This window comes from Affinirhizobium capsici (assembly GCF_977018625.1).
The window spans coordinates 1-14,247 of the sequence record NZ_CDRNXD010000003.1 but is presented as its reverse complement, the minus strand read 5'-3'; the positions used below and the strand labels follow the sequence as shown (position 1 = coordinate 14,247).

Genomic DNA, 14,247 nt, shown 5'->3' with positions numbered 1-14,247 from the left:
TTTAGTTGACCGAAACTTTTGGGATGAAACCCAGAAGTACAACCAGCGCGTTCACTGCGCTCATTTGCGCATGCATCTCGATCATCGCTTCGATGTATTCGAGATGCTGCTCGCCTCCTGCAGCCTTTCCGGTCTTAATGTCGTCCGGCAATACCTGGAACAGTTGATCGGCCCTTTCAACAAGCTGTCTGTGCAGCCGAATGGCATTTACGGTCAAGGTCTCGATGTCTGCGCTTGAAAGTCCGCGCGTCAGCCCGATTACCGGGCGTAGTTCACATGTGTCCGACACTGCGGAATCTTTCAAATCCATTGGTGATCCAACCCCAAGATATTGTCTGCGGTGCGCCCCCGCAAACGTTAATCTCTGATCCCAAGCCGGGGGTTGGAAACTGTACTCGGACAGTCCTGCGACCTTTAGCACCGGAGCACCTGGACATACGTCGCAGGCCCACCGGCCAATGGCCAGAGGATTCTGGTGTCGCATCGGCCGACACCAACCGCCGAGTAAGGGTTTCCACACCCCTGGGCAGCGCGTACCGCCCTGCCAGGTCTTATAAAAGCTCTAGACTGTTTCCGCTAGGGTATTGGAAAAACAATCGCTTTGCAGATCTGCAGAGATATTCTCATTAAGGCGATGCGCCGATACCCGAAAGATCGATCCTGATGCCTGCCCTGTTCGGATCAGACGCCGCCGTGTCGGTCACGGTTGCCGGCGCGGCGTAATCTTTAATGAGGTCAGTGCCATTTTGAGTTTCTTCGGAATCTTCCCTGGCGGGGCGAATGATTTTCTCCTGCCCTGGATCCTCCGCGCGGAACACCGCCACCCCTTCGAAATACCCCGTCTGCCAGGCGATGACCGCATCGTCCATGACCTGGGGCAGGACTTCCTCCGCCGTCGGATTCCCATACCATTTCATGACGATGCGAAAGACCTTTGCAAAGAGCGCCGTTCCCATTCGGATATTCTCGCAAGGCTCGACCATCTCCGGCTTCAACTGACCGGCCTCGACGATGCCGAGGCCTGCCGGATATTGAGTGATACCCACACGAACGGTGTTGCGACCGAGATTGTCGCGGATCAGAGCCAGTGCCTCTTCCGGCGTTGTCGGCTTTGGCACCAGCACCACGCGCGTGCCAGAGCGTACGGTGATGGCGAGAGGATCCTGAGATCCTGCCTTCGCGATGAACTGCTCGACGATCGCGGGCTTCAGAGACGGATCGGCGCATTGGTGGATAAGGATGGCATCGAGCATCCCAGGTACTCCCTATGTGTTGAAGGCGATAGCGACGGGCAGGCTGAAGAGGCTTGCCCAGGCCGACACGCTCGCCTTCTGGATGGCGACGACCGACGTCTTTTCGGTCCACCAGCCGTTGCCAACGGCAACGACCACCTCGGGCGAGTCCAACATCGATTGCAGGACCGGCCAGAGAATAAGCTGCTCGTAGCAGATCAGCGGCGCGATCCTTGCTCCGTCAACCTCAACCACCGGATTGCCGAAGAATTCAGCCCGCGCGCCACCACCCTGTCCGGTCCATTGCAACCACGGTTGCCACATCGAACCCGGGACCGGCATGCGCTCGCGATAAAGGACCTTTGCCTCATCGGCCGAGATCGCCACCATGACATTGTCGTAGCCCCTGGCGTCGATGACAGCCGCACCTGCGATGACGGTGAGGTCGGAGCCACGGAGACCCTCCTGCCAGACCCGCGCCACGGTCGGCGTCCAAAGCCCGAACGCACTTTCAGGCAGCACCGCGACACGAACATCCTTGCGTGACTCCGCGGCCTTGCGCACCCTCGCAATCAGGTCACGGTGATACTGAAGCGAGCCATCGCGCCCGAGGTCTGCCCCCTGTTTCAGATCGACGGCTACCCAGCCGGGTGCTAGTTTCGGGAGCGTCCAGTTCGTGGCCGACCAGACGAAAAGTCCTCCGAGGACTGCGACCGCGATTTGCCATCGCCGACCGGTCATGACGACCAACAGGATCGCGGTCGCGCCCAGTCCCCACCATCCCCAGCCAGGAAACAGCACCCCGGCAGCTGTCAGGGGATGGCCCCAACCGGTAATGCCGAATGGCGGCAGCCCTGTCAGCGCCATGGCCACGAAATAGCGTAGCGCCCTCACCGCGTCCGACCCTTTCCGCCCGAAAGCGTCTTCGCCATGAGGTTTCCAGAACACTGCATGGACGATCACGAAGGATGCGGAAGCTATTACCCATAGCACGAGACCGGGCCAGAGATCGGCGGCATAGAAGTTGGCGACGCCCTGCGGCAACGCACGGGAGGCCGCCAGGAAATAACCAGCCGCCACAAGTGCCGCGATCGTGCGCGACGGCGCCATCGCCCAGAGCAAGGGAAAGAGCACGGCGAACGGCAGAAGAAGCACCTGCCCGCTCCAGCCGATCCACCCACAGGCAATGGACGCGATGATCAGGAGGATGGCTTTCCAGCGATCTGTCGGATGATTTTCGCCGCGATCAAGGCTCGAAGGTGAGGACCGGTCGCGCAATACCGAGAAGACCGGAATCCGGAACCGGGCCAAAGTATCTGCTGTCATAAGAACTCGCAAAAGGTGAGTGAAGGAACAGATGATGCGGCGGCACGACACCGCCGGGATCAGGCAGTAGCACCCTGCCCTCCCCGTCCTCATGCGACACGGAAGATGCGGGAACTGAACGACTATCGATCAGCACATGATCGGTGATATCGACACGCTGTCCGGGAAGTGCTGCCACGGTCTTGATCAGCGGCGCAGAGCCGCCAGCGCAAAGGCCCCGGCGCAGATATCCGCGCCGCCATGCTTCTGCGAAGACGGCCGTTGTCGGCGGGCATAAAAACACCAGATCACCGATGGCGACTGGACGCTGAAGCTCTTCAATACGCCAGAGCCCAAGCGGCTCGCTTGGGGTCAGGTTCAGGCGATAGCCGCCCGTGAACGCCGTTGCCGCCAATGCGGACGTGGTGACGGCGGCGCCCGCTAGAAAAAGGAGAACTCGCCCCCGCCTCATTGCTTCAGTACCGGCGTCTGGCGCTGGGTAAGACGCTGTTCCTCGGCTTGTCTTAGCGACTGGACGGTGCGCTCGTGAGCCGCAAGTTGCTGTGCCGTGCGCATCACCGGCCAGGCTTGTTTCAGTTGCTCCTTTTGCTCCGGCTTCATAGCCTCAGAAAGCTTTTCGTATAGCTTTCCGGAGGGCTCGCGGGCCGCGTTGCTCAACATACTCCGTTCGCCGAACCGCTCGGTGACGGCTTTGTTGAAACCGTCGATCTCAAGCTTGGTCTCGCGATTGCTGAGCGCATAGGCCATCGCCGCGGATAAATCGTTGCGGTCGATAGCATCGCGCACCCGCTCCAGCACAACACGCGCTGCCGGTGACAGCGCAGGAATGTCGATCGAGACCCGCTGACGCAGGCTCTGCTCGTCCGCTTGGTGCCGCATTGTTGCCGTCTCGCGCATGTGCAGATATTGCTCAAGATCGCGCTTGAGAGCAGGCACATTGACCTGGGCGATGCGACGTGCCTCGCGCTCTGCCTTGCCTGCCAGAATGCCGGTCTTGCCTTTCAATGGACCGATAGTCTCGGGCTCCGACGCGAGCCTTTGCAGGACCTGCTTCGCCATCAACTTGTCTGCCAGGACAGAATCGAAGTTCATCGATCGGAAGGCGGTTTCAGGATCGGCAAAGACATAAGCGAAGCGCGCCGAGACTTCTTCCCATTGCCGCTTCAGGGCGAGATCGTTGCCAAGCTTGTCATCGACCGTATCGGCAACAGAGCCGGAAAATGTCTTGATTCCTGCGACCATGGGTGCGGCCTCCTTCATCGTTTGGGTCTTCGAGGTTTGGGTGAAGCCAAGGCGTGCGGCGAAAGCGCCAAGCCGCTGGCCGAGATCGACAAGCTTCGCCCTCTGGCGCAGAGTCCAGTCAAGCCGGTCGCGGACCAGCGTGCGCGCGACCTGGACGATGTGCAGGCCGCGGTTTTCCGCGAAGCGCAGCGCCTCGCGATAGAGCTGGCGTTGCTCGTAATCGAGCGTCGTCTCCTTGGCATTCCTTCGGGATAGAACCTTGGCCAAGCCCCCATTCAAGGCGAAGGACCGCGTCCCATAGTAGAGCTGCAGATCCTCACGATGGCGGGTCATCGCCACATAGGTCAGATGCCGATCCAGGGACAGGGAAGCGAGCACCTTGACCTTGTCGACGGTGGCGCCTTGCGACTTATGAATCGTCGTGGCGTAGCCGTGGTCGAGATTGTTGTAGAACCGCTGTTCGACGACTACCTGTCGGCGCTGATTGCACTCACCCACCGATGCAACGATGCGGTTTGTAGCGGCCTCTACGACATGACCGATCATGCCATTCTTGAGCCCAAGCGTTCCCTCGTTCTTCAGGAAGACGATCTGGTCGCCGGCGTCGAAACGGCGTTCGCCGTCAGCCGTTTTGAAGACATGGCCTTCACCGACAATGCCGCGTTCCACCAGCTTCTCGCGGGCCATGACGTTGAGCATGCGAACATCGCGGCGCAGATGGGCGAGGATCAGCGTCGTTTTGGTCTGATCGTAATCCTGGTTCCAGTCGGCGATCAGCCTCTCGACGGCTTCGGCCTTCAGGCGCGAGCCAAGCACCCTGCCCTGACCCACATACGCAACAAGAGCCTTTTCGACATTGCCCTGCGCAAGATCGAGCGATGCCCTCCGCATCCAGTCGTCGCGCTGCCGATAGATGGTTTCGAGCTCGGAATAGCCGATGCGATCGACAATTGCGCGGAAGGCCGCGCCCGCCTCGATCGGCTGGAGCTGTTCGGGGTCGCCGACCAGCACGATCTTCGCGCCTGTTCTTACTACCGCATCGACAAACCCCGCCATTTGTTTCGAGGCAACCATGCCGGCCTCGTCCATGACGAAGATCGTCTTGTCGTCTAGGACGTCACGGCCGCGGTTCCAGCGCAGCTCCCATGACGCAAGCGTCCGACTCTCAATACCTGCTTCCTTCTCAAGACCCTCGGCCGCCTTTCCCGCAAGGGTACCGCCGACGACGCGATATCCGGCCATTTCCCAGGCCTCACGGGCCGCCTTCATCATCGTGGTCTTGCCGGCCCCGGCACGGCCGACGACGGCAGCGATGCGGGAAGGTCCTGCAATGCGCTCGATCGCTGCTTTCTGCTCGTCGGACAGCCGCTCATGGCGCCGGAACGTCGCATCCAGTACAGCCTCGGAGACGGCATGCGTCTCCTGAGCCGACAGCCACATGGCCTGCCGCGCCATCGTCGCTTCCAGCCGGATCATCGCGCGCGTCGAGTAGCGCGCTGGCAGTTTCTCTCCGGTCGCAAAATCGATCGTATCGCGCTGCAGCCGCAGCACCTCCGGGTTCAGGATGATCTTAAGCATCAGTTGCTGGAAGACAGCAGGATCGTCGAGATAGCGATGCAGGACCTTGGCGACATCGCGCTCATCGAAGACGCTCTTTTCCCGCGTGATCAGGTCGAGCGCGATGGGAGGATTCTTCAAGATGCGGCGTGCGTTTTCCGTGCGTCGCTGCTCGTTCAGTTCGACCCGTTCAAGCTCCGGCCGGACGCCCTGTTGCTCTGCCTTGCGCTCGATTGCCTTGGCCCCGACGCCGAGATGAATGGTGGGCTCAAGTTCGATACCCTGCTTCTCGTAGGAGCGTCCATCGATGCGTAGATCGATTCCGCCAAGCGCCAGATGATGGTTCTGTCGTTCGAACCAGCCGTCGCGCAGCACATTGAAATCATCCGTCGAGCCTGCCCAGAGTTGGTAGAGGATCTTGCCGGACTTGGTCCGCACCGGCTGGCCATCCTCGCCTGTCACAGCGACCTTCTTCGACCCGAACCCGTCCCCCGTCAGCGGCCGCAATGTGGTCATCAGGTGGATATGCGGATTGCCGGGATTGTCGTGATAAACCCAGTCGGCAACCATACCCTTGGCGAGGATGTGTTTCTCAACAAAATCCCGGACAAGGGCGATGTTCTGCTCCGCCGACAGTTCCAGCGGGAGTGCAATCGTCAGGTCGCGGGCAAGCTGCGCATCCGCACGTTTCTCGAAAGCTTCGGCCTTGTTCCAGAAGGCTTCCGAGGCGCCGGCGACAGAACGATCCGCGGTCAGTGAACGAACCCATTTCGGGGCATCGGCAGGGAGTACAAACTCCTCGTGGAGCAAACCTTGCTTGCGGGTGTAATCGATGGTGCGCGCCTCGCGCTCGTATTCCATCTTCGCGCAGTGCCGGTAGGCCGCAGACAGCACGACGCTACGGCCGGAACCCCGGCTGACGATGCTGGCTGAGAAATGGGCGATGGCCACGGCAATTAGTGCTCCCGTTCGAACAAAGTTCGTCGGGAGTGGCGGCCGAGAAGCAACGCGTCGCATCGCGACGTATAATTGCGCCCTTGGAGCCATTCCTTCGGAACGGCCGGGATCATTCACAAAAGCATCGCCCTTGGCGATCTGCAGATCTGCAGATGTCATTCTGGGGCCATCCGGGAGAGTCTGGGCGTCGCTAGTGCAACGCCCAGACGTAAGGAGCAACCGGAATGAAGAAACCGTCATCGAAGATCAGGGAAGAAATCGCCAGATTGCAGGATCAGCTCAAGCAGGCCGAGACCCGTGAAGCCGAACGTATCGGACGGATCGCGTTGAAGGCCGGCCTTGGGGAGATCGAGATCGACGAAGCCGAGCTTCAGACGGCTTTCGAGGAGACCGCAAAACGGTTTCGTGGAGGCAAAGGGAGTGCGACCGGGAAGAAGGAAACCGGGGACGGCCGAGCCCCAAGCGGGTCGTCCGCGGCGCAGCCGCCTAGGGCGGATACGGGCGGGTCTGCTGAGGCTTGAACGGATGGCGAAATCAACGACGACAGAGGCGCGCAAGAAGGACACACGCGAAAAGATTGAACTCGGCGGCCTGATCGTCAAGGCAGGCCTTCGCTACGAGAAGCGTTCTTTGCTGCTCGGCCTGCTGATCGATGCTGCCAAGCGGATCAGGGGCGACGAGACGGAGAAGGCTCGACTGGCGGCAATCGGGGCGGAGGCCTTTGGCAATGACGGCGAATAGGCTGCTTTTGGCAATCCTGCCCGCGGTGATCATGGTCGCGGCCATGATCGTGACGTCGGGCGTGGAGCATCGACTGGCGGCGCTCGGATCATCGGCGCAGGCAAAGCTGATGCTGGGAAAGGCGGGGCTAGCCCTGCCCTACATTATTGCCGCCGCCATCGGCGTCGTCGCGCTGTTCGCCGCCAATGGTTCGGCCAATATCAAGGCTGCCGGTCTGAGCGTACTGGCTGGCGGCGCTTTGGTCGTCATCAACGCGATTTTACGCGAGACGATCCGCCTCGGCAGTATCGCCAGCGACGTGCCAGCGCGACAGTCGGTTCTTGCCTATGCCGATCCGGCAACGATGATTGGCGCCAGTGTCGCCTTCGTCGGAAGCGTCTTCGCCTTGCGCGTTGCGATCAAGGGGAATGCCGCCTTCGCAATGGCAGCACCGAAAAGGATCGGTGGTCGGCGCGCGATCCATGGCGAGGCCGACTGGATGAAGATGCAGGAGGCCGGAACGCTGTTTCCAGAGCACGGCGGCATCGTCATCGGCGAGCGATATCGCGTCGATCGCGATAGTGTTGCCGCTCTGCCGTTCCGGGCCGATGACAAACAAAGCTGGGGCGGCGGTGGCAAGGCGCCCCTACTCTGTTTCGACGGTTCCTTCGGCTCGTCGCACGGGATCGTCTTTGCCGGTTCGGGCGGATTCAAGACGACCTCGGTGACGATCCCGACCGCGCTCAAATGGGGAGGCGGTCTGGTTGTGCTTGATCCGTCGAGCGAGGTTGCGCGCATGGTCAGTGAACACAGGCGCCAGGCGGGCCGGAAAGTGATCGTACTCGATCCCACCGCGTCGGCTGTCGGGTTCAACGCGTTGGACTGGATCGGTCGTCATGGCAATACCAAGGAAGAGGATATCGTCGCCGTCGCCACATGGATCATGACCGACAATGCGCGCACGGCGTCCGCTCGAGACGACTTCTTCAGAGCCTCGGCGATGCAGCTTTTGACGGCGCTGATCGCCGACGTTTGCCTGTCGGGGCACACAGCTGAAAAAGACCAAACTTTGCGCCGTGTCCGGGCCAATCTGTCCGAACCCGAGCCGCAGCTTCGGGCACGCCTGACGAAAATCTACGAAGGGTCAGAGTCCGACTTCGTGAAGGAAAATGTCGCCGTCTTCGTCAACATGACGCCGGAGACATTTTCCGGTGTCTATGCCAATGCCGTTAAGGAAACGCACTGGCTGTCCTACCCGAACTATGCCGCTCTGGTCTCCGGCGACAGTTTCTCGACGGACGATCTCGCAAACGGCGAGACGGACATCTTCATCGCGCTCGATCTGAAAGTGCTGGAAGCCCATCCAGGCTTCGCGCGCGTGGTCATTGGCTCGCTGCTCAACGCGATCTATAACCGCAACGGCGATGTGAAGGGTCGCACCCTTTTCCTGCTCGACGAGGTGGCGCGCCTTGGCTATCTGCGCATCCTCGAAACCGCCCGAGACGCAGGCCGCAAATACGGCATCACGCTGACGATGATCTTCCAGTCGCTCGGCCAGATGCGCGAGGCATATGGCGGGCGTGACGCGACGAGCAAATGGTTCGAATCCGCCTCGTGGATTTCTTTTGCGGCAATCAACGATCCCGATACCGCCGACTACATCTCCAAGCGCTGCGGCGACACGACGGTCGAGGTCGATCAGACTAATCGCTCGTCCGGATTGAAGGGGTCGTCGAGATCGCGGTCGAAGCAACTCAACCGCCGGCCGTTGATCCTTCCGCATGAGGTTCTGCGCATGCGCGCCGACGAACAGATCGTCTTCACGTCGGGCAATGCACCGCTTCGATGCGGGCGCGCCATCTGGTTCCGGCGCGAGGACATGAAGGCCTGTGTCGGAAAGAACCGGTTTTACAAGAGCTCTTACGGCACGCATGAACCTGTTGTGCGATAGATCGAGGGCGCAACAATGAGATATTGGGAAGCGTGCGAGGCACAGGTGACGGCGACCGAGGCGATCGAGGAATGCCGCAAACATGGCATCACGGCGGGGGTTCGCGAAGCCGACGGCGCGCTTATCGATAAGGACAGTGGGGAAGTCATCGGGCATCCTGACGGCTACGGAGAATTCTACGGCGGAGATGTCCTCGGCTTCCTCGGATATTGATCGACGCCCGTTTGCACCGATGGCGCCTGGTGTTTACGGGAAGATCGTGACCCGAATGGGCGAAGACCGCAGGGCATCGTTCGCCCCGGCGAATAGAGCTGTACGCCGCAGGCGGACCGCCCATAGCCTTCAGCGGAACTTCACGAAAATGAATCGGTCAGACGTCATCGATTCATATCTCTCGTTGGACGAAAATTGGCGGCCGAGCGATTATGCTGCCATGCTCACTCAACCCTATCAGCTTTATGTGGAACGCACGGACGAAGCCCGTAACATGGCTCGCTTCTATGCCATGACGATTGAGCCCAATCTGTTCGGCGAGATCTGCCTGACACGCCGCTGGGGCCGGATCGGTGCGCATGGCCAGATGAAGGTCCAGCGTTTCGCCAAAGAGCGAGACGCTGTCACAGCCTTCCTCGATCTTCTCCGACAGAAGCGAGGCCGTGGATACCGGGTCACGCCTTCGGCAGCCCGTCATTGACGGTCGGCGATCCCTTGCGACCTTTGGCTGACATCCACACATCGACGATGATGAAACAGGAGCATTTGACGTTTGGCATATCCACCTGATCTCCGGCTTCTCTTCCGGAAAAAGAGAGGGCAACGCAATCTCGCGATCCTCGCGATAATCCCTCCCCTCGTGAGCGTCGCCGCCCTGGCGGTCAGTGCTCCAACGATAACGCTGGCTGCACCACATATGACTTCGGTAAAGTTTGAAAAATGCACCGACGGCGATCGGATTAGCTGCGTCATCGATGGCGATACGCTGTGGATCGATGGAACGAAAGTCCGGGTTGCAGACATCGACGCACCCGAGATCAGCGAGCCCAAATGCGCCTCGGAATTTGCTCTCGGTAACCGCGCGACCGAGCGGCTGATCGAACTTGTGAACCAGGGTCCATTCGAATTGCAGGCATGGCCGGGTCGTGACAAGGATCTCTACGGTCGCGCTCTGCGGGTTCTTGTTCGCCATGGCCATAGCCTCGGCGATATTCTGGTCTCGGAAGGGCTGGCCCGGACCTGGACAGGACGTCGCGAACCATGGTGCTAGGACGGCAAGGCCGGTGAAGGCCGAGCCTGTTGGCGCTCACTCGCGCCGGTCCCATTCGGTTTCGATGTTGAGCTCAACGTCTGCGAAGAACGGAATCTTAATCGCGATCTTCAGGCCGAGCTTGCCCTTGCGGAAGAGGTGACTGACGACTTTGCCAAGTGTACGTAGACGGCGGCCGGTGGCGCTGAGAAATTTTGCGAGCTGTTGCATCATGGATCTCCTGTTGATTGCGTTTCATTGCGGGGATGAAGAGCGGACAGGGAAGGAGGGCTGCACCCGCAGGGCCGAAGCGGAGCGGGGACCTGATGGCGACTGAATTTTGATGCGCGAGGAGCGATAAGCGGGGAAATTCTGGCGTCATCAGGTTGCAGGCAGACGCCCGGCACGCACCATCCCTGATGTCAATGAAATCGGATCAGTAGGAGATCTTCAGGTACCGCGTGACGCACACGACGCGACTTGAGGCCTCCCCCTCAGAAAGGTGGCTCCGCATCGACGCTGCCCTTCATCTCGGCAATCACCAGCGTGAGTTCCGCCTGTGCGAAATCGAGCTCGGCCTCGATCTGGCGACGCTCGCAAGGATCGACAGCGTTACGCAGTTCGGCGCGTTATCCTGACAGTCAAGCATAAAGACCGCTTCTAGTCGCTCGCGGTCGTCAGTCAACGGCAACTCTCTTGACGAACATGGTGCGTCTGAGATGCTATCTGAAAGAGAACCAACGCATAAGGGGAAAGTGGTACGGTGTTGGAAACTGAGCGGTTAATCCTTCGTCCATCGCGTCGGGCGGATATTCCAAAGCTTTTCGAATTTCTTGGAGACCCCTCTGCAATGCTGAACACGCATTGCGATGAAACGCTGCGTGAAAGCCAAAGAAGAGTAATGGTTCATGAGTGGCGGAGACGCCGAGATGGCTGTGCTCCGTGGGTCGTGGTCCGGCGTGAAGACGGTTGCATCATAGGCTGGGGCGGCTTGTACGAAGATCCGTTCGATCCAGGTTGGGATTATGAGGTAGGATACTATTTCCGTCGCGAACTGTGGGGACGCGGCTACGCCTCCGAACTGGTAAGTGCCGCTTTGCACGTTGCAGACAATCAGCTACGCCTCCCGGAAGTCTGGGCTATGGCCCACCCGGAGAACGGCGGATCAAAGAGGGTTTTAGAAAAGGCTGGTTTCCAGTTCGCTCGCGATCTTCCTGATCGGAATCGCCTGCTGTTTCGCAGACCCCGCGCCACCGAATAACAATTTCCCTTCATGGCGCAAAGCTGCCGATATCGGCAGTCATCTCGCCTTGCCGCCGATTTCGTTTGTGTAAGGCCCCCTAGGGGGCAGCTCCGCACTGATCAGCACATCGAATACTGCCTTTGCCTCGGCAAGTTTGGCCTTGTCCGTCGCCAGCTCGGCGGCAATCTGCCGGCAGTCGTCCTGTCAATAGTTGCTGCAGTTCGTCACCTTATTCTGACTGCCAATTGGAAAATCAAGGCGCTGAAGGAAAAACGTTCGAGTTCGTAGGTCATCGTCTGATCTCCTATGTGAAAGACGATCAGCGGCGCCGGAAAGGGAATGACGATGTCAGGGATCGCTGAAGCGACCGGCAGCGCCGGGGAGTGGGGGAGCCGATTTCGTGTTGGCGGCTCTGCTGCCAATTCGAAATTGGGGGGACCGCTCATCCTTGACGACGGCAGTCCCGTCGGCATCATCACCGGATACTGAGCAGGTTTTCGCCTCTCCATATGGCACCAAAAAAGCCGGACCTGGCTCGATGCCGGGTCCGGATTTGATATCTCGGTAGAGGAGAAGGCTCCGCCGATGGCGGAGCCCCGTGATGTCAGTCAGTCCCGGTTCGGGCGGGACCAGATGAGCTGGAGGCCGTCCTCGCCTTCCACCTCGGCGAGCGTGGCGTAGATCGGAGCCGGGAAGCTCGGATCGTCGAGCTTGACTGAGAGGTAGTCGCGGCCTTGCTCGGAGGTCTTCTGCCAGGCCGCGCCCAGCTCGACGCTACCGGCGTAGACGCGGAATTGCGGGCCCTTGTCGGAGGGGTTCTCGACCCGGGCGATGCGGGCCTTGACGTTGAGGGCGAGGGTGCGGATGGAGCCGGTGAAGCCGTTTTCGGTGGAGGTGAAGGTGCCGATGGTTGCCATTGTCGTATTCCTTTTCTCGTGTTCGGGCCGCGCCCATCGCGGCCTCGATGGCTGTCGAAAAGACCGGTGACGATCGGACCGCACCCCTAGGGCCGCAATGAAATGGAGGGCGGCAAGTCGCAGATTTGTTAGCGGGCGAGGAGGAGGGCGCAGCCTTCCGGGGTAAGAAATCTGCGACTTGTCGTTGCGGGAAAACGATCGAGGCGGAGCCGGTCTCCGGTCAGACATGCCTCATCGAGCCCGCAGATGGGTTGCCGGAAACTCTGACGGGAAGGGATATGGCAATGGCGTTCAGCCGCATTTGCCATTTGTACCAACGGCATGTCGCGCCACGCACGCTGGGACCGCTCTCATTGTCTGCTTGGCTGCAGCGAATGCAGAAAGCTCACGGCCCGTTGCGCGTGAGCCGCAGCCTGAAAGATCGCCCGCTTGTCGTTGGCCAGCACCGAGAGCCACGACTGCAGGTATGACGCGTGATCCGGCCGCGGCTCGAGCTCCGGCGCGATACCGAGGTCGGCGCAGAGGAAGCAACTCCCAAGTTCGGCAATGAGTTCTTCCCGCGCCCGCTCCGTCCGGTCCTTGGCATAGCGCGACAAGTCACGTCCGACGCGATCCTCCGCCGCCGTCCAGTGGGTAGCCTCATGACTGAGGACGGCAGCGTATCCGGCTGCATCGCGAAACGCCTCGAAGGGCGGCATCTGGATATAGTCCGTCACTGGGGAATAGTAGGCCTGGTTGCCACCATGCCGGATGACCGCGCCGGTATTGCGGAAGAAGCGATCAGCGCTTTCGATCCGCTCGATCGGATCAAGGACCTCGGCGGGCGGCGCATAATAGCTCTCGGGCAAACCGTCGATCTGCTCGACGTTGAACACCGAATAGGCCTTCAGGAACGGGATCTCCCGATCGATCTCGTTTCCGTTTCCATCCGCTTCCGACTTGGTAAAGCGGCTGGCGAAGACAACGGTCGACCCGCTCTCCCCCTTGCGCACCGCCCCACCTAATTCGAGGGATTGCTTGAACGTCATCCACATCGAGGAGGTGAAGCCGCGTGACATCTGCTCCGACCATAGGAGGAGCACATTCATGCCCGAATAGGGAAGGCCGTTGTGGCGCACGGGCCGACTGATGCGGCTATGCGTGTTGGCGGCGCTCCACGGCTTCATCCAGGGCCGCACTCCTTGTTCGAGTTCCTCGACGATCCGATCGGTGATCCGCGTGTAGATGTCCGCGCGACCCGCTTCTGATTTCTTTGTCATGACTTTTCCTTCCTTTTCAGAGACCGCGCCGATCGCGGTCCGTCACGGAGGTCCGAAGCCAGGGGCCAATGGTGTGACCAGGCACCGAAGGCCGCAACACCGTGGAGGACGGCAAAGCCGTTGCATGGGCACCCGGCTCCTGCAGGACAGCCGAGCGGGACGGGCCGCGATCGAGCGTCGCCAGTTTTCCTTCTCGACATGAGAAAAGGCCGGCGTAGCGCCGGCCTCGGATCAGAAAAAGAAGGCGGAGTGCGACCCCGCCGAGTGTGTTATCCGAAGGCGGCCATCTGAACTTCCGCCGCTTTGCGGTCGAGCGATGCGCCCGGGTTTTCGACCGGTCGGTCGAAGGGCTTCCAGGTCTCGCCAACGACCTGTTCGTAGGCGGCAACCGCGCCCTCGGCTGCCATGCGCAGCGCATGGGACTGGATACCCATGTCAGCCGCGAATTCCCGCTTGCGCTGGGCGGCGCTGTCATAGCCGACCGGACCGTCGAGATCCTCGTCGCGGGCATCGTTGGATGCCTTGGCGGTTGCGTCGCGCGCCTCGGTGACGGCGCGGGAGTAGAACTGCCCGGCGCCATGCGCCGATCCGACGAAGGCC

At 60.5% G+C, this 14,247-nt stretch carries 17 protein-coding genes and 1 pseudogene; 9 read left to right on the top strand and 9 right to left on the bottom strand.

Annotation, left to right across the window (positions count from 1 at the left end):
* Position 1: 1 nt before the first annotated feature.
* The 5 genes from AC0JZ1_RS02720 to traA form a co-directional block, all read right to left on the bottom strand.
* The gene (locus AC0JZ1_RS02720; RefSeq protein WP_471880922.1) at positions 2–310 is read right to left on the bottom strand and encodes a transcriptional repressor TraM; all 309 of its coding nucleotides are present in this window, start codon (positions 308–310) and stop codon (positions 2–4) included.
* A 316-nt stretch (positions 311–626) separates the two neighbouring features.
* Positions 627–1,253 carry a TraH family protein gene (locus tag AC0JZ1_RS02715; protein ID WP_471880921.1) on the bottom strand — a complete coding sequence of 209 codons (627 nt, stop codon included), beginning with the start codon at positions 1,251–1,253 and terminating at the stop codon, positions 627–629.
* Positions 1,254–1,265: 12 nt separating this feature from the next.
* Positions 1,266–2,558, bottom strand: coding sequence for a conjugal transfer protein TraB (locus tag AC0JZ1_RS02710; RefSeq protein WP_471880920.1), 1,293 nt, complete (start codon positions 2,556–2,558; stop codon positions 1,266–1,268).
* Positions 2,479–3,009: a conjugative transfer signal peptidase TraF gene (traF, locus tag AC0JZ1_RS02705; RefSeq protein WP_471880919.1), complete on the bottom strand. Its 531-nt coding sequence runs from the start codon at positions 3,007–3,009 to the stop codon at positions 2,479–2,481. The genes AC0JZ1_RS02710 and traF overlap by 80 nt, the downstream gene beginning before the upstream one ends.
* Entirely contained in the window at positions 3,006–6,308 is a 3,303-nt protein-coding gene (gene traA, locus AC0JZ1_RS02700; RefSeq protein ID WP_471881040.1) for a Ti-type conjugative transfer relaxase TraA, read from the bottom strand. The genes traF and traA overlap by 4 nt, the downstream gene beginning before the upstream one ends.
* Before the next feature lie 230 nt (positions 6,309–6,538).
* Between traA and traC the strand changes: the two genes are divergently transcribed.
* The 6 genes from traC to AC0JZ1_RS02670 all read left to right on the top strand — a co-directional run bounded on the left by traC (position 6,539) and on the right by AC0JZ1_RS02670 (position 10,249).
* Positions 6,539–6,835, top strand: coding sequence for a conjugal transfer protein TraC (traC, locus tag AC0JZ1_RS02695; RefSeq protein ID WP_471880918.1), 297 nt, complete (start codon positions 6,539–6,541; stop codon positions 6,833–6,835).
* A 4-nt stretch (positions 6,836–6,839) separates the two neighbouring features.
* Entirely contained in the window at positions 6,840–7,055 is a 216-nt protein-coding gene (traD, locus tag AC0JZ1_RS02690; RefSeq protein WP_471880917.1) for a type IV conjugative transfer system coupling protein TraD, read from the top strand.
* A complete protein-coding gene (gene traG / locus AC0JZ1_RS02685; protein WP_471880916.1) occupies positions 7,042–8,985 on the top strand; it encodes a Ti-type conjugative transfer system protein TraG in 1,944 nt (647 codons plus the stop codon). Before traD ends, traG begins: the two co-directional genes overlap by 14 nt.
* A 15-nt stretch (positions 8,986–9,000) precedes the next feature.
* Complete coding sequence (locus AC0JZ1_RS02680; protein WP_092587938.1) at positions 9,001–9,198, top strand: hypothetical protein; 198 nt, start codon at positions 9,001–9,003, stop codon at positions 9,196–9,198.
* 148 nt (positions 9,199–9,346) lie between these two features.
* Positions 9,347–9,679: a WGR domain-containing protein gene (locus tag AC0JZ1_RS02675; RefSeq protein WP_471880915.1), complete on the top strand. Its 333-nt coding sequence runs from the start codon at positions 9,347–9,349 to the stop codon at positions 9,677–9,679.
* A 216-nt stretch (positions 9,680–9,895) separates the two neighbouring features.
* A complete protein-coding gene (locus AC0JZ1_RS02670) occupies positions 9,896–10,249 on the top strand; it encodes a thermonuclease family protein (protein WP_230808815.1) in 354 nt (117 codons plus the stop codon).
* Between the two features lie 36 nt (positions 10,250–10,285).
* On the opposite strand, the gene AC0JZ1_RS02665 is transcribed toward AC0JZ1_RS02670, so the two are convergent.
* Positions 10,286–10,459 (bottom strand): hypothetical protein, encoded by a 174-nt coding sequence (locus tag AC0JZ1_RS02665; RefSeq protein ID WP_230808755.1) that lies wholly within the window; start codon positions 10,457–10,459, stop codon positions 10,286–10,288.
* 230 nt (positions 10,460–10,689) lie between these two features.
* Between AC0JZ1_RS02665 and AC0JZ1_RS02660 the strand changes: the two genes are divergently transcribed.
* The 3 genes from AC0JZ1_RS02660 (at position 10,690) to AC0JZ1_RS02650 (ending at position 11,960) form a co-directional block, all read left to right on the top strand.
* Entirely contained in the window at positions 10,690–10,866 is a 177-nt protein-coding gene (locus AC0JZ1_RS02660) for a hypothetical protein (RefSeq protein ID WP_471880914.1), read from the top strand.
* Positions 10,867–10,991: 125 nt separating this feature from the next.
* Positions 10,992–11,489 carry a GNAT family N-acetyltransferase gene (locus AC0JZ1_RS02655; protein WP_471880913.1) on the top strand — a complete coding sequence of 166 codons (498 nt, stop codon included), beginning with the start codon at positions 10,992–10,994 and terminating at the stop codon, positions 11,487–11,489.
* A 321-nt stretch (positions 11,490–11,810) separates the two neighbouring features.
* Entirely contained in the window at positions 11,811–11,960 is a 150-nt protein-coding gene (locus AC0JZ1_RS02650; RefSeq protein ID WP_167364002.1) for a hypothetical protein, read from the top strand.
* Positions 11,961–12,079: 119 nt separating this feature from the next.
* On the opposite strand, the gene AC0JZ1_RS02645 is transcribed toward AC0JZ1_RS02650, so the two are convergent.
* The 3 genes and pseudogenes from AC0JZ1_RS02645 to AC0JZ1_RS02635 all read right to left on the bottom strand — a co-directional run.
* Positions 12,080–12,388, bottom strand: coding sequence for a DUF736 domain-containing protein (locus tag AC0JZ1_RS02645; protein WP_018326263.1), 309 nt, complete (start codon positions 12,386–12,388; stop codon positions 12,080–12,082).
* A gap of 350 nt (positions 12,389–12,738) precedes the next feature.
* On the bottom strand, positions 12,739–13,647 hold the full coding sequence (locus AC0JZ1_RS02640; RefSeq protein ID WP_471880912.1) for an ArdC family protein: 909 nt from the start codon (positions 13,645–13,647) through the stop codon (positions 12,739–12,741).
* A gap of 269 nt (positions 13,648–13,916) precedes the next feature.
* Positions 13,917–14,247: pseudogene (locus AC0JZ1_RS02635) on the bottom strand (hypothetical protein); the annotation flags it as partial.

Bases quoted from the DNA above. Each gene is read 5' to 3' on its own strand.
- AC0JZ1_RS02720 (WP_471880922.1), bottom strand. From the start codon at position 310: ATGGATTTGAAAGATTCCGCAGTGTCGGACACATGTGAACTACGCCCG.
- traG (WP_471880916.1), top strand. From the start codon at position 7,042: ATGACGGCGAATAGGCTGCTTTTGGCAATCCTGCCCGCGGTGATCATG.
- traD (WP_471880917.1), top strand. From the start codon at position 6,840: ATGGCGAAATCAACGACGACAGAGGCGCGCAAGAAGGACACACGCGAA.
- AC0JZ1_RS02650 (WP_167364002.1), top strand. From the start codon at position 11,811: ATGACGATGTCAGGGATCGCTGAAGCGACCGGCAGCGCCGGGGAGTGG.
- AC0JZ1_RS02675 (WP_471880915.1), top strand. From the start codon at position 9,347: ATGAATCGGTCAGACGTCATCGATTCATATCTCTCGTTGGACGAAAAT.
- traC (WP_471880918.1), top strand. From the start codon at position 6,539: ATGAAGAAACCGTCATCGAAGATCAGGGAAGAAATCGCCAGATTGCAG.
- traF (WP_471880919.1), bottom strand. From the start codon at position 3,009: ATGAGGCGGGGGCGAGTTCTCCTTTTTCTAGCGGGCGCCGCCGTCACC.
- AC0JZ1_RS02670 (WP_230808815.1), top strand. From the start codon at position 9,896: ATGACTTCGGTAAAGTTTGAAAAATGCACCGACGGCGATCGGATTAGC.
- AC0JZ1_RS02665 (WP_230808755.1), bottom strand. From the start codon at position 10,459: ATGCAACAGCTCGCAAAATTTCTCAGCGCCACCGGCCGCCGTCTACGT.
- AC0JZ1_RS02645 (WP_018326263.1), bottom strand. From the start codon at position 12,388: ATGGCAACCATCGGCACCTTCACCTCCACCGAAAACGGCTTCACCGGC.
- AC0JZ1_RS02640 (WP_471880912.1), bottom strand. From the start codon at position 13,647: ATGACAAAGAAATCAGAAGCGGGTCGCGCGGACATCTACACGCGGATC.
- AC0JZ1_RS02680 (WP_092587938.1), top strand. From the start codon at position 9,001: ATGAGATATTGGGAAGCGTGCGAGGCACAGGTGACGGCGACCGAGGCG.
- AC0JZ1_RS02715 (WP_471880921.1), bottom strand. From the start codon at position 1,253: ATGCTCGATGCCATCCTTATCCACCAATGCGCCGATCCGTCTCTGAAG.
- AC0JZ1_RS02710 (WP_471880920.1), bottom strand. From the start codon at position 2,558: ATGACAGCAGATACTTTGGCCCGGTTCCGGATTCCGGTCTTCTCGGTA.